Raw genomic sequence first — 22,941 nt, forward strand, 5'->3', positions numbered from 1 at the left:
AGTACTTTTGCTGATATCAATTTTTAATATGAAATACCTCATCGTTGGTCTAGGAAATAAAGGCGAAGAATACGCAGAAACCCGGCATAATGTAGGGTTTAAAGTTGCCGAAAAAATTGCCGAAACCATTGCCGCACCTTTTAAATCATCCAACTTTGGTTTGCTGGCAGAAGGGAAATACAAAGGACGAAAAGTTTTTATTTTAAAACCAGATACCTACATGAATCTTTCCGGAAATGCGGTGAAATTTTGGATGCAAAAGGAAAATATTCCCGTAGAAAATTTAATGATTGTTACCGACGATTTGTCTTTGCCATTTGGAACTTTAAGAATGAAAATGAAAGGTTCTGATGCGGGACACAACGGTTTGAAAAGTATTCAGGAACAACTGCAAACTCAAAATTACCCACGGTTAAGATTCGGAATTTCTGCGGAATTTTCGGAAGGGAAACAAGTCGATTATGTTTTAGGAAAATGGGAGGGGGAAGAAAAAGAAAAACTTCCCGAACGAATCGAGAAGTTTTCTAAGGCGTGTCTGTCATTTGTTTTTGCAGGAATCCAAAATGCCATGACAGCTTTTAACGGGAAATAATTATTTTTAATTATTGGTTACAACCAGTTTACAGCACCGCTTTCTACACAATAATTAGCGCCCACGATTTTTATACTGCCTTCTTGTTCCATTTTATTTAAGGTAGAACTTTGTTGCCGAATTTCTTTGATGGTTCGTTGAATATTACAAACGTTCAAGCGTTCCAGCAAATCTTCATTATAGGAAGATCGCTCTTCGTTTTCATTGATTATCTCATTGATGCAACCTTCAAAATGACCAATCAAATGGCTGAGGTTTTCCATTCCTAAATTTTCAATATTTCGTGCATCCAAACCTCCTTTTAGCGCGCCACATTTGGAATGACCCAAAACGACGATCAATTTGCATCCTGCGATTTTGCAACCAAATTCCATGGATCCCAAAATGTCCTGATTCACGAAATTTCCTGCAATTCTTATGCTGAAAATATCTCCCAAACCTTGATCGAAAAGCAATTCTGCGGAGGTTCGGCTATCAATACAACTTAATATTACGGCAAAAGGGAATTGACCTTCTCTGGTGTCGTTTACTTGTTCGAGCAAGTTTCTGTTCATTTTTAGATTGCTAACAAATCGGTGATTACCTTCTTTTAAAAATTGTAGGGCTTTATTTGGAGAAATGGTCGATTGTGTTTCTAATGTATGTGCTTTCATTATTTTTTTTATTCTTAAATTTTACTTTGAGTTTTGAATTACATTGATCGTCTGTGTGCGATGATTACGTGAGAATCTTTATCTTCTGCATATTCTTTGTAGGAAGTTTTAAAACCAATTAATCTCACTTCGATATCTTCCTCTTTTGCTCGAATATTCGCAAAATCCTCGATCATATCTACAATATCTGTCGCGATGTAGGACGTTCCTCTCGCGTCGATTGTTACAATTGAATGCTGTTTAACGTTCTTCAAAGTTTTTTTGATGGCGGCTTTATTCAGAAAGGAAACTTCTTCCGCTAATTTTATTTTGATTTCATCAGCTTCATCCAACTGTTCGCGACTCAAATAATAGGCTCTTTTCATATTTCCTTGTAGAATATAGAATACCGAAATGAGCAAACCAATCCCAACTCCTTTTAATAAATCAAGGAATACCACCGCAATAAGGGTCGCAATAAATGGGATAAACTGATATTTTCCTTTCTTCCAAAAATGAATAATGGTGGCAGGTTTTGCCAGTTTGTATCCTACTAAAATCAACACCGCTGCTAAAGTTGCCAACGGAATTAAATTCAAAATAAAAGGAATAGAAAGTGCACAGATCAATAAAAGCGCGCCATGAATCATGGCTGAACTTTTTGAAGTCGCTCCAGCATTTGCATTGGCAGAACTTCGTACCACAACTGAAGTCATCGGTAATCCTCCGATGGCGGAACTGATTAAATTACCAATTCCCTGTGCACGAAGTTCGAGATTAGTGTCAGTAATTCGTCGATGAGCATCCAAACGATCGGAAGCTTCAATACACAAAAGGGTTTCAATGGAAGCAACCACCGCAATTGTGGCACCTACAATCCAAACTTTCGGGTTTAAAAAACCCTGAACATCAGGAAAAATAATGAGGTTTTTGAAATCTGCTGCACTTTGCGGTATTGGTAAGGATACCAAATGTTCAGCCCCGATTGCGAGAGAACTTCCGGAAATTTTAAAAATATAATTCAATAAAATTCCAGCAGCAACAGCAACCAAAGCTCCGGGAATCATTTTCATCTTTTTAAGCGACGGAACTTTGTCCCAGGCCAAAAGAATTCCGATAGAAACTAAGGTGACCATTATTGCTCCCGGATGAATTCCTGCAATTAATTCTGAAAAGTAACTGGCATCTTTGTCGAATCCGAGTGCATGCGGGATTTGAGTTAAAATGATGATGATTCCAATTCCCGCCAACATTCCTTCGATAATGTTGTTGGGGAAGTAATTGGATATGCTTCCTGCTTTTACAAATCCTAAAATTAATTGTAAAAGTCCGGCAATAATTCCTGCACAAAGAAAGAGTTCAAAGGCTCCTAAATCGGTGATTGCTGTAAGTACAATCGCAGTTAAACCCGCAGCAGGACCGGAAACTGAAACATTGGAATTGCTTAAATATCCAACAACTAAGCCACCGATAATTCCTGCTATAATACCGGAAAGTGGCGGTGCTCCTGATGCCAACGCAATTCCCAAGCAGAGCGGAAGTGCTACTAAAAAAACGACGAGTCCTGAAGGAAAATTTTCTTTTATTCCTCCTATTAATGAGATTGCTTTTTTCATTTTTTGAAAAAGTTTTGTCTTGTACTTGTGCAATGGTAATCGCAACAATTACAATAGATTGAAATTTAATTTTTTAGTCAAAATAATACTTCCCTAATCAATTTGATTGGAGTATTTGAGGTCTTATGATAAAAAATTAAGCTTCCGGAGGAGGTGAAAAAATAGCCAGAAACGGCGACAAATGAATAGAGTCATTTGCAAGAATGAAAGATTTACCTAATAAATCTCCTTTAAAAAATTTCAGAAAATCATTTACACTTAAAGTGTTTGGAAGTGTTTTTTCATTGATAACCAAAGGTGAGTGTTGTGTTTCTTCTTCAGAAATGATCATATTACTCGCAGGCAAATCCCAATTGAAAAGCGTGGCAATACTTGGTAAAGCCATAAAATTCAAAAAGACCGTTAATGTAATAATACTCCAAAATTTCATAGAAAACTTTAAATAACTAGATGAGGTTGAATTATTTCTTTCTACTCATCACCCATTCTGAGTTGGTCAGATTGTATATTTTTTGAATGTCTTTCAAAATTTTCTCAAAATCAATATCTAAATCAATTATTTTTCCCGTCTTCATATCAAAAACCCAGCCATGTACAATCGGATATTCATCTATGATATATTCTTCTTGAACTGAAGCCATTTTTATAACGTTGATACATTGTTCCTGAACATTCAATTCTACCAAGCGATCGTAGCGTAATTGCTCGTCTTCAATTGAATCTAATTCTGCTTGATGCAAGCGGTATACGTCACGGATCGTTCGCAACCACGGATTTAAAAGGCCCAAGTCTTCTGGTGTCATCGCTGCTTTAATACCACCGCAACCGTAATGTCCACAAACGATGATGTGTTTTACTTGCAAATGTTCAACAGCATATTGAATCACGGCGGTTGAACTCATATCCAAAGTATTCACCACATTGGCGATATTACGGTGGACAAATAATTCTCCTGGTTTCATGCCCATCATTTCTTCTGCCGAAACTCGACTGTCCGAACATCCGATATATAAATATTCAGGAGTTTGTGTGGCAGCAAGTGTTTTAAAAAAATCAGGATTTTCGGCCAGCTGAGATTCCAGCCATTTTTTATTATTTTTGAAAATGACTTCGTAGGATTTTTTCATCGAGTAGTATTTGGTTTAAGGTTGTTGTGTCTTACAGAATTACGACTGTAAAAATAAGTGGTAAAAATTGAATATAAAAGATTTAAGGATTTTAATTTCCTTTATTTTTAATCGATCTTATGATTAATATAACCAGAAGTTGCCTTTTCGTTGATCGTAAAACTGGCAGGATTTCCTACTACGACTGTGTTCGAAGGGATATCGCAATTTACGTAGGCGTTTGGTCCGATTAAAACATTGTCTCCAATCGTAATATTGCCAACGATCACTGCGTTGGGTCCAATCCAAACTTCATCACCAATTGTTGGCACTCCTTCATTCTTTCCTCTATTTGCTTGCGCAATGGTTACGCCTTGCGCAATATTACAGTTTTTGCCAATTTTTACTTTTGGATTAATAACCAAAGCACCCCAATGTCCGAGGTATAATCCTTCGCCAATTTCGGTTTCAGGATAAATTTGAAAGCCATATTTAATTTGATAATGTCGCAAAATTAAGCGCCAGATTTTACCTAAAAAAGTACTCTTCGCATATTTCTGTGTCGTTCGTAAAAGATAAATAAAATGCAAATTCGGGCTGAAGCATTTTTTCCAGATTTGAAAGGTAGAAAGCCATTTGCCACTTTCGCGATAAAAATCTTTTTGAAGTACAGAATGATTCGACATAAACACAAAGATAAATTAAAATGATTTTATAAATCATCTATTATTTTAATGATAGAATTCACCGAGTTTTCAAGATTAAATGGCATTTGATAATCTTTCAAATGATGTTCATATTGCTTAAAACTGTCAGGATTCTGAAGGGCTTTTTTCATTCCTTCATAAATTCCGTCTTCAGAATTCTCAACGATTAAACCAAGTTCTCCAACTTTCAACATTTCCCGTACGCCAGAGACATCAGTCGCAATAATTTTCTTTTTTAAAGTAATGGCTTCAAATAAAACCGTTGGAAATCCTTCATATCTGGAACTTAAAATATAGAAATCTGCATTTTTAATGTGAGGATAAGGATTGTCTGTGAAACCCAACAGAGTAGCTGTTTCAGAAACGCCTAATTCGCCTTTTAATTTTTTGATGTTTTCGAAGTCATAACCATCACCAACAATTAAGATTTTGTGATGATGACCTTCGTCTAGAAGCTGTTTATGAACTTTCAGTAGTCGGTCAAATCCTTTTTGGGGGAAAACGGTCCCAACTGAAATAAATGTTGATTGATAGTTGATGGCTGAAAGTTCGGAGTTCGGAGTATCGAGTTCACCTACTGACTTTATCCTTTCGACTTCGGACTTTCTTAAAATTTCGTCAGTGTCCAAAGGATTATAAATCCTAACTATTTTACTCTTTTCCTCTTCATTTTCGGCTAAAGTTTCAAAATCCTCTTGAATTTTCTCAGAGATTACCATAATTTTATCAAATCCAAAAAACTTTCGAAACTCTTCGTCGGTATAGTTGTGGAATTCTGTTTTCTTTAAATCGTTGTGAATCCAGATAATTTTTTTGGATGATTTTACCGGAGAATTTAGTATTTCATCACGCATTCCGTGGATAGCTGCAAATTCGATATCGTATTTTTTTCCTTTTAAAATAAATTGATAAAGAAGTTGAGGAAAAATTTTGAAAACTTTTTGATACAAAACCCGAAAAGCCTTTTCCGGCAAATCTTGAATACGATTGGTGGTAATCATCTCTCCTTTGTTCAGATACAAAACGTTAACCCAACTAGGAACCTCGGTAAGATATTTCCCTGAATACAAATTCAATAAAAGGTCAATTTCATATTTGTCTGTCGGTAAATTTTTGAGAAAGGTAACCAACACTTTTTCTGCACCACCATGACGAAGAGAACCAATTCTGATAAGGACTTTCTTTTTCGCAGCCATTGATTATTTTATCGGTTTATAGGTGTGTGGGAGATTTTCTTTGATATAGGCATCTAAATTAGGACGAACCTTTTCTAATTCTCGCGGATACATCACATTATGCGCTAGTAGTTTGTCACCATATTCTTCGATCGTACAGATGAATTTCGCGGGAACACCAGCATAAACAGACCCTTTACGTGTTGAGGTGGTTAAAATAGAGCCAGCACCTAAAATGCAATTGTCTTGCATTTCAACTCCGGGCATAATAATCGTATCGGCCCCGATGAGACATTGTTTTCCGATTTTTATACGTCCGAAAGTTCTTACGTCTTTATATTTCTCCAAAAAATGAAGCGCATTTTGGCCGCCATCATGATTTACAAACCGGACGTTATTAGAGAAAGTAGTCTCGTCACCGATTTCAATTAAAAAAGGTTCCGTTCCAAACTGAGGAACTTCTACAAAACGAACTTTCTCGCCTACTTTCAAACCTTTTGCAATACAGATTTTAAGATAAATGTTCTGTATGAAGCGATCGTAAGTCGTATTTAATTTTAAAATAATTCGGTACAAAAGAATCATAACTTAGTTTTTTGCTAAATTAAGAATGATTTCTTCAATCTCATTAAAGATTTTTTGATTGTCAAATTCTTGCTCAATTTCTTGTAGATTTATTTTGAGACTTTCTACCAGTGGTTGATTGGTCAAAAATTCTTTCATTGCACTGTAAATATCTTCTGTGTTATAGTCAATCAAATAACCGGTTTCTCGGTCTTTAATCATCATTTCAACATCGCCAACTTTCGTCGCGATAATAGGTTTTTGTAAGATAAGTGCCTCGGCAATAACCAATGGCCAGGCTTCCGATTCGGATGACATGATGAAGAAATCGGCATTTTTGATGTATGGATATGGATTCATCTTGTTTCCTAAAAATAAATATGTTTTCTCGACTCCTAATTTCTTTTGTTGCTCTAATAAATTAGGAAGTTCTTCTCCATCGCCAATGATTATCACCGAATGATCAAATCCTTCCTTTATTAATTTTGCATGTGCATCCATTAATAGATGAAACCCTTTTCTGGTATGCAATCTGCCGACAGACACAAAAACAGGACTTTTTGGTAAATCATTTATTTTTTCGTCGGATTTCTTTTTGATCTCTTCAATGGGAATCGCGTTGATAATTACGCTTTCCTGAGGATATTGAAGTTGAGGATAAACCGAATGCATAATTGTCTTTATTTTTTCTGAACAGTAGATCATGTAATCGAACTGTGGGAACTGCTCTAAAATTGTGGGGACTAATGGTTGCAATTTTGGCAAATCAATCTCAGAGTGAAACCACCCAATTTTCTTAGAATTTTTATTCGTAGAATTCAGGACAGACTCGAAATCATTGTAAGTCATCGCGATTTCTACATCAAATGATTCGGTAAGATAATGGTGATCAATAATACTAGGGTTTTTACGGAGTTTCTCTAGTTTATTTTTTCTTTTTAGAAGTTGGAGTTTTCGTAGTAAAATGTTTTTTGAAAAATCTTCTTTACCATCAGTCAAATATACTTTTCTAACATGCGAGGGAAATTCATTTCGCAATTCTCCCTGATTCAGATTTAAAAGAACGGTCAACTCAAATTTTTCTTGATCCAAATTATTGAGTAAGCTCAGCATCACTTTTTCTACGCCACCCATTTCCATGGAACGGTGGCGGAATAAAATTTTGATTTTTCTAGAGTTTGGCATTAACCTTAAATTTTATTTTGCAAACTTTTTACGAATCCATAAATTTAATGGTTCTTCTAAATATTTAAACATGATGATGGATAAAATATTAAGTAAAACAAAAATGAGTAAAACATTTTCCGCGATATAATCATAAATCAGCATGGGTATAAAACCTTTGTGAATTAAATAAAATATATAGGAACTTTTCCCCAATAGAACCATAAGTTTTGAGGATAGGAAACGTTTTATGAAAGTGTCTTCGAAAATCAAACCCCATATTAACGGCGCTATACCAAAGCTACAAAGCAAAATAGCCATCGCAGCTTTCATCCAGTCAGATTCTGTATAATTGGTGGGAAGTGTCAATAGAAACAAAATGATAAACGATATTCCAAAGTAAGTCGTCCCTTTTAATTTTAGCTTTAATTTATTATTCACCATTAAAGCTAAACCGATCCCTATAAAAAATTCAAAAATGTAGTAGGAAATATTTTTCTGCATAAATCCCCAAGTGTTTTCTGGTGTTTGCGAAACCACTTTAAGTACAAGACCGAAAAGAAAAATAAGTACTGGCAAAACAAAAAACCAGTATGATTTTTTCCGCAGCAAAATAAAATAGAAAGGTGCTGTTATGTAGAAGAGTTCTTCTAACGTTAACGTCCAGCCTTGAGAAATTCCTGCGCTGAAAAAATACTTTTGAAAAAGTGCTTTTGTCATTGTAAAACTCAGGATTGCTTCTATCGTTTTTTCTGAATTCCAATTTCCATTTTGTAAAAGAAATACAGCAAATACGCCAAGGGTAACCATAAAATACATCGGGTAAATTCTCGCAAATCGATTCACCATATATTTTTTAAAATTGATAGGATGTTGATCAAAATACCGGAATGTAATTAAAAATCCACTCAACACGAAAAACATATCTACTCCAATATGCAATTCTTTAACGAAAGATTTCAAATACTCTGGTGCCAAAGGATTATTAGACGGAAAAAAGTGGAGCACAAAAATCATCCAAGCAGCGATTGCGCGATAACCAGTGAGCGCGGGGATAAATTGTTTTAGTGAATTATCTTTCGACATTACTTATTAAAATTATTAATAATGACATTATTAAATTCTACTTGCAATACAGGTTTTATAATATCTAAATTATTTCCCATTTAAACTATCGTAATATTATAATTTTTGTAAATGTTGTAGTAAAATCATCACCTTTAACTTTAGTCGGTAGATGATTGAGTTTTGATAATTCAAAAGTGAGAACACTTCCTTTGATCCAGGGTAATTCTCAGGAATTTTTACACCGTTGATCTTTTTGATATTTCGTCTTTTAAATGTCTCAAAGATTACTTTAGCAAAATTTTCTTTGGCTTTGTTTTTCGATAAATCCTGCGAAATTCCAGCATTATGTCGTCGGTATAGGTATAAATTTTCTTTTATGTAAACGACATTTCCATGTTCCAAAATTTTCAAATATAAATCTTGATCTACCGCTGATTGTAAATTTGGATTTATACCTTCTGTTTTACTATACGCTTCTTTTAAAAATGTAAAGAAAGCATTCAGCTGAGTCGGACAGTTAAAAAAATATGTAGAATTATATATTTTCTTGATTTTTTTAAAATCTTGTACAGGTTCAAGATTTTCATCGCAAAATGTGATTTTGGAATAGGTTGCGATTATTTTATTATTTTTATATTGAGCGATCGATAGTTCTAGCGCATTCGCAGTAATTGCATCATCCGGATCCAAAAATCCACAAATTTCACCAGAAGCCAATTCTAAGGTGCGTCTTTTTGTATATCCACAGCCTTTATTAGAATCATTTAGCATAAATAAAAAGCGATCATCATCTCTAATGAGGTTTTCTATAATTGATACTGAATCATCAGTTGATCCGTCATCAATGATAATTACTTCCCAATTTTCATGAGTTTGTGCAAGAATAGAATTATAACAGTTTGCAAAGTATCTTCCGTTATTGTAGTTGGCAATAAGAATAGAGAATTTCATCAGAAAAAACTTTGTTTAGGTATGTGTACAAAGATACTACCTTTTTTCAATTTGTATTTTCCGGATATAATTAATTCTTCAAGATTTTGTAAAGGAAATTAGATAAAAAAGATTCGTAAAAAAGATTTAGTCTCCTTTTTATTTTATTAGAAATCGAATTTTGAAGTCGTAACATCTCGAAAATTTCCGCAGAATTTTTATAATTCAATGGGATTTCTCTTCCTCCAACTGACTTTAATCTACGTCTTCGCATGGCATCCCAAATTACTTTTCCCCAATAATCATAAGATGCTGTTTTGTGATCGTTTTGTGAAATTCCGCCACTATGAGCTCTGTAAAGGTAATTAGTTTCGTTAATGAAAACTACTTTTCCTTTTTCATATAATTTTAAATATAAATCCTGATCTTCTGAAATTTTAAGTTCTGGATTCATTTTTTCTGTTGCTTCATAAGTTTCTTTTCTAAAACAAACAAAGTGATTAATCTGAATAGGACAATTAAAGAAATATGGATTATGATTTTCTACTTGTTTTGCTCCTTTAAAAACTGCAATTGGTTTTAAATCTCTGTCACAAGCCATAAAACGAGAATAGGTAAGGACGGCTTTTTTATCTTTTTTGAAAACAGAAATACTCCTTTCAATGGCAGTAGGAAGTATGGCATCATCGGGATCAACATATCCTAAAATTTCACCAGTGGCACATTCAATTAATTTATTTTTTGTAAATCCAACCCCTTGATTGTTGTGGTTTTCAAAAAAATTAAAGCGGTGATCACCTTTAATTATTGTTTTAATTAAGTTTTTCTCCGCTTCTTTTGAGCCATCATCTAAAATAATTGCTTCCCAATTGGTATAGGTTTGCGAAACTAAAGAATCAAAACATTGTTTAAAAAAGCGTGCATTATTATAGTGTGCAATAAGAATTGAAAACTTCATCAAATTGGTAAATTTTTGTATTTCATGGATGATAAACAAATATACAGCGTTTTTTAACATTACGGGAATTTTGACTATTTTTACAAAATAATTAAAACACTGTGAGCGAACTAAAAAGAGTTGTGAAAACCTTCTTCGGCTATGCAAAGCGTCCGGATCTTTACCCTGAATTGGGACGAAAAATTATTAAAAATATTTTTAATAGGAAAAGTGCTTTTCGCGGAAAAGAAGAAACCCAAAAATGGGCAAAGTCCAATGCAATTTCACAAACAGAGGCCATACAAACGCTCTTTGGAATTCCTGCACAGAGATTTCAAGCATTATTCCCTGCAGAATTATCTCTAGCTGTAAAAAAAGAATTAGAATGCCCAATTAAAATGGGTGGTGCCGGAGCACTAGAATTAATCTACCATGCCTGTGAATTCACACAAGCCAAAAGCGTAGTAGAAACAGGAGTGGCTTATGGGTGGTCGTCTTTCGCAGCATTGCTATCTTTAGAGAAAAGAAATGGAACTTTATACAGTTCAGATATGCCTTATTTAGGACAAAATGGTGATCAATACGTTGGTTGTATCGTCCCGGAAGAATTAAAACCGCACTGGAAACTTTTTCGCCATGCGGACAAAGAATCTTTACCGAAAATTTTCTCCAAAAATACCACTTTTGATGTCGTTCATTATGATTCTGATAAAAGTTATGAGGGAAGAACCTGGGCTTACAATGAACTTTATAGTCATTTGAGAAAAGGAGGTGTTTTCATAAGTGATGATATAGGAGACAATTCTGCCTACCAGGATTTCTGCGAAAAGAATTCCCTTAATACTGCGGTGGTTGAATTTGAAGGGAAGTATATTGGGATTTTTGTGAAATAAGTTTTACATAATGCTTTTTAACTCTCTTGATTTCGCAATTTTTCTACCAATTGTATTTGGTCTCTATTGGTTTGTGACGAACAAGAATTTGAAGTTCCAAAATGTACTGATCGTTGTTGCAAGTTATTATTTTTACGGTTTATGGGATTGGCGATTTTTAGGATTAATTTTATTCAGTACAGTTTTAGATTATTCCTTAGGAGTTGCATTAGGAAAGTATGAAAAGCCGAATCATAGGAAGATCTTACTGTGGATCAGCATCATCACCAATTTGGGTTTTCTAGGAATATTTAAATACTATAATTTTTTTCTCGATAATTTTATTGAAGTTTTTTCTGTTTTTGGCTATCGTTTTAGCGCAGGAAGTTTAAGTATTATTCTACCAGTTGGAATTAGTTTTTACACTTTTCAAACTTTAAGTTATACCATAGATGTTTATAAAAACAAATTAGAACCTACAAAAGATTTCGTGGCATTTGCAGCTTTTGTAAGTTTTTTTCCACAACTGGTAGCAGGACCTATTGAAAGGGCAACGCATCTCCTTCCACAATTCTACAAAAAAAGACACTTTAATTACCAACTAGCTTCAGACGGAATTCGCCAAATTTTGTGGGGACTTTTCAAAAAAATGGTTGTTGCAGATAATTGTTCACCCATTGTAAATGAGATCTTTGCAAACTATCAAAATGAAAGCGGTAGTACGTTGGTGTTAGGTGCGGTATTATTTGCATTTCAGATATATGGAGATTTTTCCGGATATTCAGATATCGCAATTGGTACCTCCAGATTATTTGGATTTGATCTGATGAAGAATTTCAACTATCCTTATTTTTCTCGGGATATTGCGGAATTTTGGCGAAGATGGCACATTTCACTTTCCACTTGGTTCAGAGACTATCTTTACATACCATTGGGAGGAAGCAAAGGTGGATTATGGATGAAGATCAGAAACACTTTCATCATTTTTATCGTCAGTGGATTTTGGCATGGTGCAAACTGGACGTTTATTTTTTGGGGAACTTTGAATGCCCTCTTTTTCCTACCACTCTTGCTTCGAGAAACCAACAGAAGTAATTTAGATGCAGTAGCTTTAGGCAAGTTAATACCTAATTTTAGAGAGTTTTTCAGTATTTTACTCACTTTTGGTTTAGTTTGTTTTGCCTGGATCTTTTTTCGTGCAGAAAATCTGTCACAAGCTTTCTCATATATAGAAAGTATCTTTACCTGGAATTTACTTTCAATTCCACCAAAATTCCCCACGAAAGAAATAGGGTTTATAGGCATCTTGCTTTTGTTTGAATGGATGAACAGAACGCAAGAGCACGGTTTAGAAATTGAGCGATTTAATGTTTGGATCAGAAGATCACTCTATCTCTGCGTTATGTTTTTAATTTTGAGATATGCAAATTTTGGAAATAATGAATTTATCTATTTCCAGTTTTAAATGGTGGTGAAGTTCTGTGTAAATAAATTAAAGTAAAGATGTGTCTGAGATGAAGAGATTTTTAATTAAAGTATTTCTATTTTTAATTCCTGTATTAGCGTGGTTTTTAATATTGGGTAGTTTTGCAGACGGAAACACAGATAATTATTATCAACATTTTACTTCGCCAAAACCAGATAATATGATCTTGGGAAGTTCACGCGCAGCACAGGGGATTAATCCAAATATTTTAGGAAAGAATTTGCCTGATCGAAAATTTGATAATTTTGCTTTAACAGTGGTAGATTCTCCTTATGGTGAAATCTATTTGGGTGCCATCAAAAAAAAATTAGATCCTAAAACAAAAGATGGAATATTCATTCTTGGAGTTGATCCGTGGAACCTCTCTATTCCAAAAGGAACTGATAAATTTTCAGATTTGCCCGAATACAACTCTCCATTGCGCAAACTATCTTCTTATGATTCTAAACCTAATTATGAATATTTGGCGAGAAATTTTCACAGGACATGGTATCATATTTTTCGAGATCGAGAAAGCAATGGAAAATCAAATGCTTATTTACATCAAAATGGCTGGATGGAAGTAACTGTTTCTATGAAACCACAAGAAGTGGCAGAAAGAGAAAAAGACAAGTATGCAGATTATAAGAAAATTGTTGCTGTACAACATTTATCTAAATATAGACTTGAATCTTTAGAAAAAACCATCTATTTTTTAAAGAATTATGGTAAGGTTTATATAGTACGTATTCCTTCCGGAAAGAATATTAAAAATTTAGAAAAAGACTATTATCCCCAATTTGATAACGTATTATTAGACCTATCAAAGAAGAGTAAAATACCTTATTTAAATTTCAATTCGGATTCAGAGAAATTTCAATATACCGACGGAAATCACATGTACAAAGAATCGGGAAAGGTTTTCACCAAACAGATCGCAGATTCTATCAAATTAAAATAAATCTTCACGAAAATTAATATTATACAAACCAGATCGAATACTTTTGAAATCTATCGTCAAGTATTTTAAAATCATTCCCCATTTTTGTAGAAAAGGTGCGTTTGCTATTGTAAAACTTCGGTGCATTCTGTGGATATGAAGTTTAATATCTGCTGGAATTTCTGGGTGATCTTTTGCCCAATTATCCATTTCTTTCCAGAGCAAAACTCTGGTGGTTGCTGGTTTTATTATTTTAGAATCAACTTGTGTAATTCTATTATTTTGATGAACCCCGCGATTCGCCACTGCTTTATCTAAAATTCCTGGATATAAATTGACTTCGTACGAAAGTCGGTACAAAAATTCTGAATCCTGATGTAAGCGAAGATGCGTTTTCATCCAAGGTTTCATGCGATCCAATGCAGATTTTCTCACCGTCAAACCATCAATACTGAACAGACCAAAGCTTCCATTCATTCCCAAAAGACCACGAAAAACATCTCTTGGATCGTGATTTTTATAAACGGTGGTCAATCGATCTCCGAAAATTTTATAATACTGTTCTTTCGCTTTGTCACTGTAATAATGAACGCCGATGGCGCCATAAACTCCCTCTACTTCAGGGTTTTTAAAAAGCTTTCTTTCGGAGTCAAATCGATTGGGTAAGTAATAGTCATCAGCATCTAAAAATGCAATAAAATCCCCGGTTGCGTTCTTCATTCCCAAATTTCTGGAAGCTCCGGCTCCATGATTTTTTTGATCGGGATGTTGAAAAAGTTTCACACGATCGTATTTTTCTGCCAAATTCTTGCAAACCTCCAAAGCATTGTCGGGAGATCGGTCTTCTACCAAAATAATTTCCCAAACTTCTGGAAATTGTAAAGCCGATTCTACAGCTTGAGTTACATATTTTTCGGCATTATAAACCGGTGTAATGACGGATATTTTCATGATTTATCGGTTAAGAAAGGTAAATCGATACCTGCTTTGGAGAATTTTTGGATCTTTGATCACGGTGCATAAAATATTAAAATATTTATCAATTCCTTTTTTTACCGCCAGATCAAACGACCTGTAAATAAGGAAGATCCTGTTTTTTGCAGGTCGGTCAAGATTGTTTAAATCTGCCCATTCGTAGATAGATCTCCACAGCAGAAGCTGCCGTTGATTATATTTTTCAGAATAGCGCACAATTTTGGTTATGCGATTATTATCATGAACTCCCCGAATAGCAACGGCTTTGTCAATTGTTCCGCTTCTCAAATAGGATTGGTAAGAAAGTTTTATAATAAAATCAGAATCTTGATGTACGCGTAAATTTTCATTAAATCGAAGTTTATTTTTTAAGATTGCCGATCTGCGGATCGTCAACGCATTCAAATGAAAAAAAGTACCAAAAACTTTTGGAGTTAGACCAAGCAATCCGTCAAAGACTTCTTTTCCTTCGGCTGGATAATTAACAGTTGTTAAAGTTGTATTTTTAAATTTTTCTTCAAATTCTTTTTTTCCTTTTTCTGAAAGAAAATCTGTTCCGATTGCTCCGAAAACACCTTCAATTTTTTCATTTTTAAAGAGTTTTCTTTCTGCGTTGAAACGGTTTGGAAGATAGTAATCATCGGCATCTAAAAAAGCAATGAAATCCTGCGATGCTTTTTCCAGTCCTAAATTTCGGCTTGCTCCTGCACCATGATTTCCTTTGTCAGAATGTTGAAAAAGTTGAACTTTGGAATTTTCTGCTGCCAATTTCTTACTGATTTGCAAAGAATCATCCGTCGAGCAATCTTCAATCAGTAGAATTTCATTTACTTCCTCAAACTGCAAGGCAGATTCTACAGCTTTCTTTAAAAAAGCAGAAGCATTGTAAACCGGAATGATGACCGTTATTTTCAGCATTTTTTTTAAATAAAATCCTTGTAATTTTCTGCCCAAATCGCCAACTGCAACAAATTCCAATGTTTTTTGTCTTTATTCAAATGTTTTTGGGTGGTTTTGAAATCGATATAATTAAAAACTTTGTGGGAAGAATTTTTCAGTAATTCATCTGATAATTTTATTAGACTTTCTTCTTCAAACCAGCTTTCTACGGAAGACCCAAATCCTTGTTTACCACGATTTCTGATGTTTTCTGTCCAATAATTTTGCATCGTTTCCCGCAGAATTATTTTATCTCTGTTAGAATTTAATTTTAAATTGTCTGGAAGTTGAATGCAAAATTCTGCAAAGTCTTTATCCAAAAACGGCGTTCTTACTTCAAGAGAATTTGCCATCGCCATTCGATCAGATTTCATGAGCATATTTCCTGGCACATATTTTTCCAGATCCACCCGCATTATGTCGTTGATAGAATTTGAGTTAATGTTAAAACTGTATTCCTGCTGAAAATCTGTCTTTATTCCCAAAGCATTTCTTTCCGTTTTGGAAAAATAATTCCGAACATTATTTTGATGAAAATCCAGAATATTTTTATACATCGAATTTTGTTTTGTGATGTAAGAAGTTTCCCGAAATTTTCCAAATTGTTTCAGGCCAAATTTCAATAAAGCATTATTGTAAGAAAAATGATCTTTCATTTCTTGTTCCACCGTATAAAAGTGATAACCACCAAAAAGTTCATCACCCACATCGCCAGAAAGCACCACCTTTAGATGTCTTGCAGCAGCCTGGCAAATTTTAAACTGAGGCGTATAGCTCATATCTGCAAATGGTTCATCAAAAAAAGGCGATATTTTTTTTAGATCTTCAGCAATATCTCCACGGTTTTCGTGAATTTCGATATGATTGGTTTTGTATTTTCGGGCAATTTCTTCTGCAAATTTCAGTTCGCTTTTTTCTCCAGAATATCCGAAAATGATGGTCGTTTGTTTTGATTTGAATTTATTAACCATTGCAACAATGGTGGAGGAATCTAAGCCGCCACTCAGAAAACTACCCACTTCTACATCAGCGATCAACTGTTTTTGAACCGCGTTTTTTAACAAATGAGAAAATTCTTCTTTGGCTTCAGAAAGATTAATTTTCAAATCATTTTTTGGAAGATTATAATATCTTTTTTGCTGAATTTCATCATTGGCAAAAACCAAAAAATGAGCGGGAGGAAGCGTTAAAATATTAGAATAAATGGTTTGTTGAGCATTCACATAACCATATTGTAAAAAATGAGAGATAGCTGCTTGATTCACGATTGGCTTTATCAATCCAGAAGCCAGAATCGCTTTAATTTCAGAAGCAAAAATAAATTCACCATTCTTTCCACGAGCGTAGTAAAAAGGTTTTTCTCCAAATCGGTCTCTTGCACAAAATAACTCCTGTTTTTCTTCGTCCCAAATGGCAAAAGCGAACATTCCGGGAAGCTCATCTAGTAATGACTTTCCTTTTGCTTCATACATCGCAAGAATAACTTCTGTATCAGAAGTTCCGCGGTATTCGTAATCAGCATATTTTTTCTTTAAACCTTGATACCCGTATATTTCACCATTGAGTACGATGCATTCTTTGCCGGTATTTGAAAACATAGGTTGTTTCCCTGTTTCTGTAAGATCTACAATAGACAATCTCCGGTGACCTAGAGCAGCGTTTTCTAAAAATACATGATGTGTAGAATCTGGACCGCGATGTGCGATTGCATCGGTCATATTCTGAATTTCTTCAGCGTAATTTTTAGAGTTTGGAGTTATGATTCCGGCTATTCCGCACATGGTTTATTGATAAAAAATTAATCTAAAAATACTTTTTTAAACTTGTCCATCACAGTAATTGGTAGAAATTTCTGGTAATTTTCTATAGCATTCAAACTCAAATCTGAATCGAGAAGAAGGTCTTTCAAATCCTTGCTGTCTCGGTAATAGTATGCTTTGTCTTTCAATTCCATGATATGTGCTTTTTCTGGCGAATTTGCAAAAGTAAGGATTGGTTTTCCCATTATCGCAAATTCTGCCACCGTAATTCCAAAAGTTTCGCCGCGTTCTCTTGCATGCAGCAATGCATCACACGTATTGATGAATTTCTGTTTCATCACAATATCAGAAGTCGGAGGTAGAAATATTACATTTGGCAAAGATCTATTCCACCATTTTGTTTGTATAAAAGAATCTACAGCCATATACAAAAAATAAATATCCTTATATTTTGATGCAATCTTTTCTACCGTTTTTTGTGCAAATTGAATGTTGAAACTTTGTGCACCTCCGAAATATCCAAATACTTTTGCGGACCTTGGAATATTTAGTTCTGCTTTCAAATCTTCCGAGATTTTTTTTTCAAAATTGACCATGTGTGGCACAAAAGGTGATTTTCCAGCGGTCATTTCTTCGCTTAACCATTCCGAAACGTAGGCATACACATCTCCATGAGGTTCAAAATGTTTGAAAACAGAATGAACCACCGATTTGCATTCTTTGGTTTCTATACCATCAATGTCGCCGTTTTTGATGGCGTAAAATAAATCGATATCATTTTTTTTGATGATGGAATCCACTTCTTTAAAGTCCGAATAATCAATAACTTGAAATCTTTTTTTAAATTTTTCTATTCCAGAAATATGGTTTGTGGGAAGCGTTTTGTCGTAGATAATCAAAGATTCATTGCCCAAATATCTTTCATTGAAATCTGCATAATCGTATAGCGCGATGGAAGTTCCGCGATAGTTGAGTTCGTTTTCGTGAAATAATATTTTCATACAATACGGTAATTTTTAACGCAACGAGCGCAAAAATCTTTTAATGATATTCTGCATATTTTTCGAGCGCAAAGGCATTTTCAAAGGGTTACTTTAAATTTTTAATACGTTTTATAATCTTGGTAAATAAATTTTTTTTTGGATATTTCGCCAAATCATTATGCATAAATAGACCTTCTCCTTGCGCAATTTTGAAATTTTGTTTCGTCCACCATTCTGCAATATTTCTTTCAAAATAAACAGATTCTCCCGCAAAAGAAAGGATCTTATCCAACAAAAAGCTTTTTTTTACCAGAAATGGATTATTCGTCCAGTTTGCCCACCGAGAAGTGGTGACGAAAAAATTGCCATCTTTTTGTATTTTATCTGGAAATTCTTTGGCAGGGTCCAACCAATGTAAAGACTCCAGAAGATGTGGCGAAGTGCAATTGTGCCAATCATCAAAATAATCCAATTCATTTCCCTTGTGTTTTAAGGAGTGGAGTGGATACCCCGGTTTTTTGCGGCTTCTGTAGCGTACAACATCGTATTTTTTATTTAAAAAATCCAAACCAATTTTTAGTTGATGAAATGTTGTGTTTTCATTTTCGATCAATTGCCAATCGTTTTCCAGAAATAGAATGTTTTCAAATTTTGCATTTTCTGCGAGTATTTTTATGGCTTTTCCAATGCCAATATTTTCCTTTAAAATGATGGTTTTCAATTGGTATGTTTCTGCCAATTTTACATCTTTTTCACTCGCTTCTTGAAATAAAACCACGATGTCTTCTGACATTTCCAGGAGCCCGAATTTTTGGTAAGATTTCAAAGTGTTCTCTAATGTTTTTACATTATTCCAAGAGAGAATACAAATACTTATTGGTAATTTTTCCATCAATTTAAATATTTAAATAGGAATGGTTTCCAGATTTTGAAATTTCCCGGGCTTTTGCTATTTCTTCAAATTTTGATGCAAAGTATTTGTATTGTTGTTTATAAAACTTCGCTTCATCAAATTTTCCTTTTAAACTTAATTTTAAAATATTAGAATAGAATTCTATTTTTTCTCTTTTTACATTGAAGTTAAAGTGAGGATCCAAATATCTGGTTTCTCGTTGCATTCTCATTGAGAGTCGAGTTTGCACTAATAATTCTTCTTTGTTTTTGGGCTCTTCTTTGTGAAAAGATTGCACCGTATCATGCACTACTTTACTTTCAGCGCAGATTAGAATTTTTTTGCCAAAATATTTTACACGGTTTACATAATCGTAATCTTCTGCGCCTTGAAAAAAGTACGGATTGAAACCACCAATTTTTTCAATAGTAGATTTTGGCAACAACCAATGTGCAGCATTGATGAAATTTATTTCGTAAAATGCTTTTTGAGAATTGGTGAAAACATCAGATAGAAATCTGTTGAATTCCGTATATCTTGCTAAATATCTTTCAAAGTGAACATCTAATTTTTGTTCACTTCCATCTAAATGCATTGGACTTAAAACTCCTATTTCTTCTTTTTGTGGATGATTCTTATAAATTTCTAATAATTTTTCCAATGAATTTTCGAAAAGCCAGGCATCTTGATTCATTAGATAAAAAAAATCTGCACCTTTTTTATAAGCTATTTCAATTCCCAAATTGTTGGCTTTCCCGAAACCTAAATTTTCAGGAGCTTGGACGAATTCTGCTTCTGGGAAATTTTTTTTAATATATTCCTGCGTTCCATCATTTGAACCATTATCTACTACAATGATCCGCACCGGATGTGAAGAACTTCGTAAGCTTGAAAAGCATTGTTCGACCCAATTTATAGCGTTGAAGGTGACGATAATAACATAAACTGAAGCCATTATGAAATTTTATAGTTCTAAAAACGTGGGACCAGACATGGTGGTTTTTTTTCTTATCTCTCTTAATTTTGCACTTTCTGCTTTTATTTTGTTGTATTTTGTGCTGATCGCTTTAGCGGTTGAAAATTGACCTGCGACTAGGTATTTTAAGCGACTTAAATATAGTTCTTTTAATTCATTTTCTAAACTATTTTGGTACGAAGGATTAATGATTTTAGTTTCTATTTTTAGATTTTGAAATTTTTTATAATCCACTTTCCCTAATTCTTGTTTCCCATCATGCACAACTTTACTTTTGGGACAGAGTATTATTTTTCTCCCATGAAAAGTAAGGCGATTTACGTATTCATTGTCTTCGCCATAGTGAAAGAAATAGGGATTGAAACCACCTACTTTTTCTATCGTTTCTTTAGGAATAAACCAATGCGCAGCGTTGATGAAACTAATTTCATAGAAAGGTTTTATCGAATTCAAGTAAAAATCGGAAATAATTCTAGATTCAAAATTCTGCGAAATATATTTATCCAGAAAAATATCCAGTTTTTTTTCTGAACCATCCAAATGCATCGGGCTTAAAATACCGATCTCTGCTTTTTTAGGATAATTTTGGTAAACATCCAATAGGTTTTGGATAGAATTTTCATAGATCCATGCATCTTGATTCATCAAATAAAAAAAATCTGCGCCATTTTTATACGCTATTTCAATTCCCAAATTATTTGCTTTACCAAACCCCAGATTTTCCGCTGATTGAATCAATTGAACTTCTGGAAATTGAGTTTTAATAAGCTCCTGTGTCCCATCTGTAGAACCATTATCCACCACGATTACTTCTACAGGAAAAGACGACCTTCTCAAACTGGAAAAGCATCTTTCTGCCCATTTCATGGCATTATAGGTGACGATGATGAGGTAGATTTTTTTTGAAATCATTTTTTTTGTCTAGTGAATTTCTGTTTTTTATTGAGGTCGGCAGAAAATCTGATATAATTATAATAATTTTTCAAAAGAGATAGATTTTTTTTATAATCCATATACTTTATTGGATAATACTGTAATGTGAAAATAATATTTTTTAAATTCACCGCGTTCCACTCGAAATATCTGTGAAGAAATCCAACAAAAACTTCTTTTTCTACTTCACTATCTTTCTTTTTGTGGAAACTTGATCCAAGTTTTTGTCGAACTTTGGTCGTATTATCAAACCAAATTTTATCTAAATTTCCCTCAGAGAAATGTTGAAGTAAAATATCATTGATCACGTAATTTTGATATCTTTTGGAAACTCGTAAACTGAAATCCAAATCATAGCCATGAAAACCAGTTAAGTTTTTTTCATCAAAAATAAATTGAGCATAAACAACTTTTTTTACTGCTAGAAATACACCATCTACCGCAAAAACTTTATTTCTTTTCTGTGGAGTATTCTGAATTAAGAATGCTTCCTTATTCAATTTGTTGCCCTGAAGAATATGAAAGTAATTATATTTTTTCGTGACGGTCCAGCTGCTTGGAGCAACCGGAACGTAGGACGAACCCGCAACTCCTATAATTCCCGTATTTTTTTGGTTTAAATGATCAATCAAAATTCGACCCCAATTTTCCGTTACAAATTCTATGTCTTCATGTAAAAAAAGCAAATTCTCATATTGTGCTTTTTCTGCACCGATGTTGTAAGCGGCACAGATTCCCATTATTCCGGGATTTTCCACTTTTATTATTTCATAAACAATCCCGCAGGTCGCTGCAATGTTTTTTTCAAGTGCGAAATAATAATCGGGACGATAAGATGATATAATGATGGAAAGCATTTAGAAATAATTTATAATCATTTTTAATATTACTTTTTTCGATTTAAATTGATAGTTTAAATATTTCATAAAAATTAATTTTACAAAATCTCGACCATATCGCTTTGTTTTTAATGATGTTGATTTATTAATCACATTCGCAAACTCACGATCGTTGAAATAGGTATATTTTAATAATTCTGTCTCTACTTCCAACGCGAGTAACTTTGTTTTTGAGATGTTCGAATCATGTTGTCGGTAAAAAACTAGATTTTTATTGATGAACGAAATTTCGCAGTTATTATTAACTGCGCGTAGGATAAAATCATAATCTTCTAGTAGGAGATCTATTTTATAATTGCCGATTATTTTTATAATATCCATATCGTAACACAATGTCGCACCAGAAATATAGTTTCCACAAGCCAATTTTGTTTTAATATCTTTTGTCGGATTTTCTGGAATGGAAAAAAAATTCTCTGATAGTACATTAGATTTATTATCTACCGAAAATGCCTGAGTAAAAACAATCTTTGTTTTTTCCCTTTGCATGGTTTGGATACATTCTTCTAAATAGGATGGATGTAGAAAGTCATCAGCAGCTATTAATTTCACGTACTTTCCTTGGCATAGGCTTAGGGCCTGATTCAAAACTGTAGCTAATCCCGTATTTACTTCATGGTAAATTTCTTTTGCATTAAAACCATTTTCATGTAGCCAAGTTTTGAATACTTCTACAGAGCTGTCTTTGGAAGCATCATCTGCTACGATCAGTTCCCAGTTAGAATACGTCTGATTTTTCAAACTATCCAACATTTCTTTAATGTAAATCTCATGGTTGTACGAAATAACTACAACGCTTACCAATGGTTGGTTCAT

The 22,941-nt window shown here is 33.8% G+C and carries 24 protein-coding genes; 4 read left to right on the top strand and 20 right to left on the bottom strand.

The annotated features are described in order from the left end of the window. The first annotated feature begins 28 nt into the window (after positions 1-28). Entirely contained in the window at positions 29-592 is a 564-nt protein-coding gene (gene pth / locus FNJ88_RS08105; protein WP_143852696.1) for an aminoacyl-tRNA hydrolase, read from the top strand. A gap of 17 nt (positions 593-609) precedes the next feature. Here the strand turns inward: pth and FNJ88_RS08110 are convergent, their stop codons facing one another. The 11 genes from FNJ88_RS08110 to FNJ88_RS08160 all read right to left on the bottom strand — a co-directional run bounded on the left by FNJ88_RS08110 (position 610) and on the right by FNJ88_RS08160 (position 10,572). Further along, positions 610-1,245 carry a carbonic anhydrase gene (locus FNJ88_RS08110; protein ID WP_143852697.1) on the bottom strand — a complete coding sequence of 212 codons (636 nt, stop codon included), beginning with the start codon at positions 1,243-1,245 and terminating at the stop codon, positions 610-612. Positions 1,246-1,283: 38 nt separating this feature from the next. Then, positions 1,284-2,840 (bottom strand): SulP family inorganic anion transporter, encoded by a 1,557-nt coding sequence (locus FNJ88_RS08115; RefSeq protein WP_143852698.1) that lies wholly within the window; start codon positions 2,838-2,840, stop codon positions 1,284-1,286. 136 nt (positions 2,841-2,976) lie between these two features. Then, positions 2,977-3,270 carry a hypothetical protein gene (locus FNJ88_RS08120; RefSeq protein ID WP_143852699.1) on the bottom strand — a complete coding sequence of 98 codons (294 nt, stop codon included), beginning with the start codon at positions 3,268-3,270 and terminating at the stop codon, positions 2,977-2,979. A gap of 31 nt (positions 3,271-3,301) precedes the next feature. After that, on the bottom strand, positions 3,302-3,967 hold the full coding sequence (locus FNJ88_RS08125; RefSeq protein ID WP_143852700.1) for a carbonic anhydrase: 666 nt from the start codon (positions 3,965-3,967) through the stop codon (positions 3,302-3,304). Between the two features lie 107 nt (positions 3,968-4,074). Next, positions 4,075-4,632 carry a serine acetyltransferase gene (locus FNJ88_RS08130; protein ID WP_143852701.1) on the bottom strand — a complete coding sequence of 186 codons (558 nt, stop codon included), beginning with the start codon at positions 4,630-4,632 and terminating at the stop codon, positions 4,075-4,077. Between the two features lie 26 nt (positions 4,633-4,658). Beyond that, entirely contained in the window at positions 4,659-5,849 is a 1,191-nt protein-coding gene (locus tag FNJ88_RS08135) for a glycosyltransferase (RefSeq protein ID WP_143852702.1), read from the bottom strand. 3 nt (positions 5,850-5,852) lie between these two features. Continuing rightward, positions 5,853-6,413, bottom strand: coding sequence for an acyltransferase (locus FNJ88_RS08140; protein ID WP_143852703.1), 561 nt, complete (start codon positions 6,411-6,413; stop codon positions 5,853-5,855). Between the two features lie 3 nt (positions 6,414-6,416). Next, positions 6,417-7,577, bottom strand: a complete 1,161-nt coding sequence (locus FNJ88_RS08145; protein WP_143852704.1) for a glycosyltransferase — start codon at positions 7,575-7,577, stop codon at positions 6,417-6,419. 12 nt (positions 7,578-7,589) lie between these two features. After that, positions 7,590-8,642, bottom strand: coding sequence for an acyltransferase family protein (locus tag FNJ88_RS08150; protein ID WP_143852705.1), 1,053 nt, complete (start codon positions 8,640-8,642; stop codon positions 7,590-7,592). Positions 8,643-8,738: 96 nt separating this feature from the next. Next, positions 8,739-9,575 (bottom strand): glycosyltransferase family 2 protein, encoded by an 837-nt coding sequence (locus FNJ88_RS08155; RefSeq protein ID WP_143852706.1) that lies wholly within the window; start codon positions 9,573-9,575, stop codon positions 8,739-8,741. 70 nt (positions 9,576-9,645) lie between these two features. Next, positions 9,646-10,572 (bottom strand): glycosyltransferase, encoded by a 927-nt coding sequence (locus FNJ88_RS08160; RefSeq protein ID WP_228414502.1) that lies wholly within the window; start codon positions 10,570-10,572, stop codon positions 9,646-9,648. A gap of 41 nt (positions 10,573-10,613) precedes the next feature. Between FNJ88_RS08160 and FNJ88_RS08165 the strand changes: the two genes are divergently transcribed. The 3 genes from FNJ88_RS08165 to FNJ88_RS08175 are packed head-to-tail and all read left to right on the top strand — an operon-like array spanning position 10,614 to position 13,789. Then, the gene (locus tag FNJ88_RS08165) at positions 10,614-11,384 is read left to right on the top strand and encodes a class I SAM-dependent methyltransferase (protein WP_143852707.1); all 771 of its coding nucleotides are present in this window, start codon (positions 10,614-10,616) and stop codon (positions 11,382-11,384) included. A 10-nt stretch (positions 11,385-11,394) separates the two neighbouring features. Beyond that, positions 11,395-12,828: an MBOAT family O-acyltransferase gene (locus tag FNJ88_RS08170; protein ID WP_143852708.1), complete on the top strand. Its 1,434-nt coding sequence runs from the start codon at positions 11,395-11,397 to the stop codon at positions 12,826-12,828. Positions 12,829-12,877: 49 nt separating this feature from the next. Then, positions 12,878-13,789: a hypothetical protein gene (locus FNJ88_RS08175; RefSeq protein WP_143852709.1), complete on the top strand. Its 912-nt coding sequence runs from the start codon at positions 12,878-12,880 to the stop codon at positions 13,787-13,789. Here FNJ88_RS08175 and FNJ88_RS08180 read toward each other — a convergent pair. The 9 genes from FNJ88_RS08180 to FNJ88_RS08220 all read right to left on the bottom strand — a co-directional run bounded on the left by FNJ88_RS08180 (position 13,781) and on the right by FNJ88_RS08220 (position 22,941). Further along, positions 13,781-14,719: a glycosyltransferase family 2 protein gene (locus FNJ88_RS08180; protein WP_143852710.1), complete on the bottom strand. Its 939-nt coding sequence runs from the start codon at positions 14,717-14,719 to the stop codon at positions 13,781-13,783. The genes FNJ88_RS08175 and FNJ88_RS08180 overlap by 9 nt on opposite strands. A 3-nt stretch (positions 14,720-14,722) precedes the next feature. Then, entirely contained in the window at positions 14,723-15,661 is a 939-nt protein-coding gene (locus tag FNJ88_RS08185; protein WP_143852711.1) for a glycosyltransferase family 2 protein, read from the bottom strand. A gap of 5 nt (positions 15,662-15,666) precedes the next feature. Next, entirely contained in the window at positions 15,667-17,463 is a 1,797-nt protein-coding gene (asnB, locus tag FNJ88_RS08190) for an asparagine synthase (glutamine-hydrolyzing) (RefSeq protein WP_143852712.1), read from the bottom strand. Positions 17,464-17,480: 17 nt separating this feature from the next. Then, positions 17,481-18,443 (bottom strand): glycosyltransferase family 4 protein, encoded by a 963-nt coding sequence (locus FNJ88_RS08195; protein WP_143852713.1) that lies wholly within the window; start codon positions 18,441-18,443, stop codon positions 17,481-17,483. Between the two features lie 88 nt (positions 18,444-18,531). Beyond that, entirely contained in the window at positions 18,532-19,317 is a 786-nt protein-coding gene (locus tag FNJ88_RS08200; RefSeq protein ID WP_143852714.1) for a glycosyltransferase family 2 protein, read from the bottom strand. Positions 19,318-19,321: 4 nt separating this feature from the next. After that, a complete protein-coding gene (locus FNJ88_RS08205; RefSeq protein WP_143852715.1) occupies positions 19,322-20,272 on the bottom strand; it encodes a glycosyltransferase family 2 protein in 951 nt (316 codons plus the stop codon). A gap of 9 nt (positions 20,273-20,281) precedes the next feature. Continuing rightward, entirely contained in the window at positions 20,282-21,205 is a 924-nt protein-coding gene (locus tag FNJ88_RS08210; protein ID WP_143852716.1) for a glycosyltransferase family 2 protein, read from the bottom strand. After that, positions 21,202-22,083 (bottom strand): glycosyltransferase, encoded by an 882-nt coding sequence (locus FNJ88_RS08215; protein WP_143852717.1) that lies wholly within the window; start codon positions 22,081-22,083, stop codon positions 21,202-21,204. Before FNJ88_RS08215 ends, FNJ88_RS08210 begins: the two co-directional genes overlap by 4 nt. Further along, positions 22,084-22,941 (bottom strand): glycosyltransferase family 2 protein, encoded by an 858-nt coding sequence (locus FNJ88_RS08220; protein WP_143852718.1) that lies wholly within the window; start codon positions 22,939-22,941, stop codon positions 22,084-22,086.

It is taken from the genome of Chryseobacterium sp. SNU WT5, assembly GCF_007362475.1.
Taxonomy (GTDB): domain Bacteria; phylum Bacteroidota; class Bacteroidia; order Flavobacteriales; family Weeksellaceae; genus Kaistella.

Bases quoted from the DNA above. Each gene is read 5' to 3' on its own strand.
- FNJ88_RS08135 (WP_143852702.1), bottom strand. From the start codon at position 5,849: ATGGCTGCGAAAAAGAAAGTCCTTATCAGAATTGGTTCTCTTCGTCAT.
- FNJ88_RS08140 (WP_143852703.1), bottom strand. From the start codon at position 6,413: ATGATTCTTTTGTACCGAATTATTTTAAAATTAAATACGACTTACGAT.
- FNJ88_RS08195 (WP_143852713.1), bottom strand. From the start codon at position 18,443: ATGAAAATATTATTTCACGAAAACGAACTCAACTATCGCGGAACTTCC.
- FNJ88_RS08215 (WP_143852717.1), bottom strand. From the start codon at position 22,083: ATGCTTTCCATCATTATATCATCTTATCGTCCCGATTATTATTTCGCA.
- FNJ88_RS08210 (WP_143852716.1), bottom strand. From the start codon at position 21,205: ATGATTTCAAAAAAAATCTACCTCATCATCGTCACCTATAATGCCATG.
- FNJ88_RS08125 (WP_143852700.1), bottom strand. From the start codon at position 3,967: ATGAAAAAATCCTACGAAGTCATTTTCAAAAATAATAAAAAATGGCTG.
- FNJ88_RS08110 (WP_143852697.1), bottom strand. From the start codon at position 1,245: ATGAAAGCACATACATTAGAAACACAATCGACCATTTCTCCAAATAAA.
- pth (WP_143852696.1), top strand. From the start codon at position 29: ATGAAATACCTCATCGTTGGTCTAGGAAATAAAGGCGAAGAATACGCA.
- FNJ88_RS08170 (WP_143852708.1), top strand. From the start codon at position 11,395: ATGCTTTTTAACTCTCTTGATTTCGCAATTTTTCTACCAATTGTATTT.
- FNJ88_RS08130 (WP_143852701.1), bottom strand. From the start codon at position 4,632: ATGTCGAATCATTCTGTACTTCAAAAAGATTTTTATCGCGAAAGTGGC.
- FNJ88_RS08220 (WP_143852718.1), bottom strand. From the start codon at position 22,941: ATGAACCAACCATTGGTAAGCGTTGTAGTTATTTCGTACAACCATGAG.
- FNJ88_RS08155 (WP_143852706.1), bottom strand. From the start codon at position 9,575: ATGAAATTCTCTATTCTTATTGCCAACTACAATAACGGAAGATACTTT.
- FNJ88_RS08200 (WP_143852714.1), bottom strand. From the start codon at position 19,317: ATGGAAAAATTACCAATAAGTATTTGTATTCTCTCTTGGAATAATGTA.
- FNJ88_RS08185 (WP_143852711.1), bottom strand. From the start codon at position 15,661: ATGCTGAAAATAACGGTCATCATTCCGGTTTACAATGCTTCTGCTTTT.
- FNJ88_RS08205 (WP_143852715.1), bottom strand. From the start codon at position 20,272: ATGGCTTCAGTTTATGTTATTATCGTCACCTTCAACGCTATAAATTGG.
- FNJ88_RS08145 (WP_143852704.1), bottom strand. From the start codon at position 7,577: ATGCCAAACTCTAGAAAAATCAAAATTTTATTCCGCCACCGTTCCATG.
- FNJ88_RS08115 (WP_143852698.1), bottom strand. From the start codon at position 2,840: ATGAAAAAAGCAATCTCATTAATAGGAGGAATAAAAGAAAATTTTCCT.
- FNJ88_RS08120 (WP_143852699.1), bottom strand. From the start codon at position 3,270: ATGAAATTTTGGAGTATTATTACATTAACGGTCTTTTTGAATTTTATG.
- asnB (WP_143852712.1), bottom strand. From the start codon at position 17,463: ATGTGCGGAATAGCCGGAATCATAACTCCAAACTCTAAAAATTACGCT.
- FNJ88_RS08160 (WP_228414502.1), bottom strand. From the start codon at position 10,572: ATGTTAAAAAACGCTGTATATTTGTTTATCATCCATGAAATACAAAAA.
- FNJ88_RS08180 (WP_143852710.1), bottom strand. From the start codon at position 14,719: ATGAAAATATCCGTCATTACACCGGTTTATAATGCCGAAAAATATGTA.
- FNJ88_RS08150 (WP_143852705.1), bottom strand. From the start codon at position 8,642: ATGTCGAAAGATAATTCACTAAAACAATTTATCCCCGCGCTCACTGGT.
- FNJ88_RS08175 (WP_143852709.1), top strand. From the start codon at position 12,878: ATGAAGAGATTTTTAATTAAAGTATTTCTATTTTTAATTCCTGTATTA.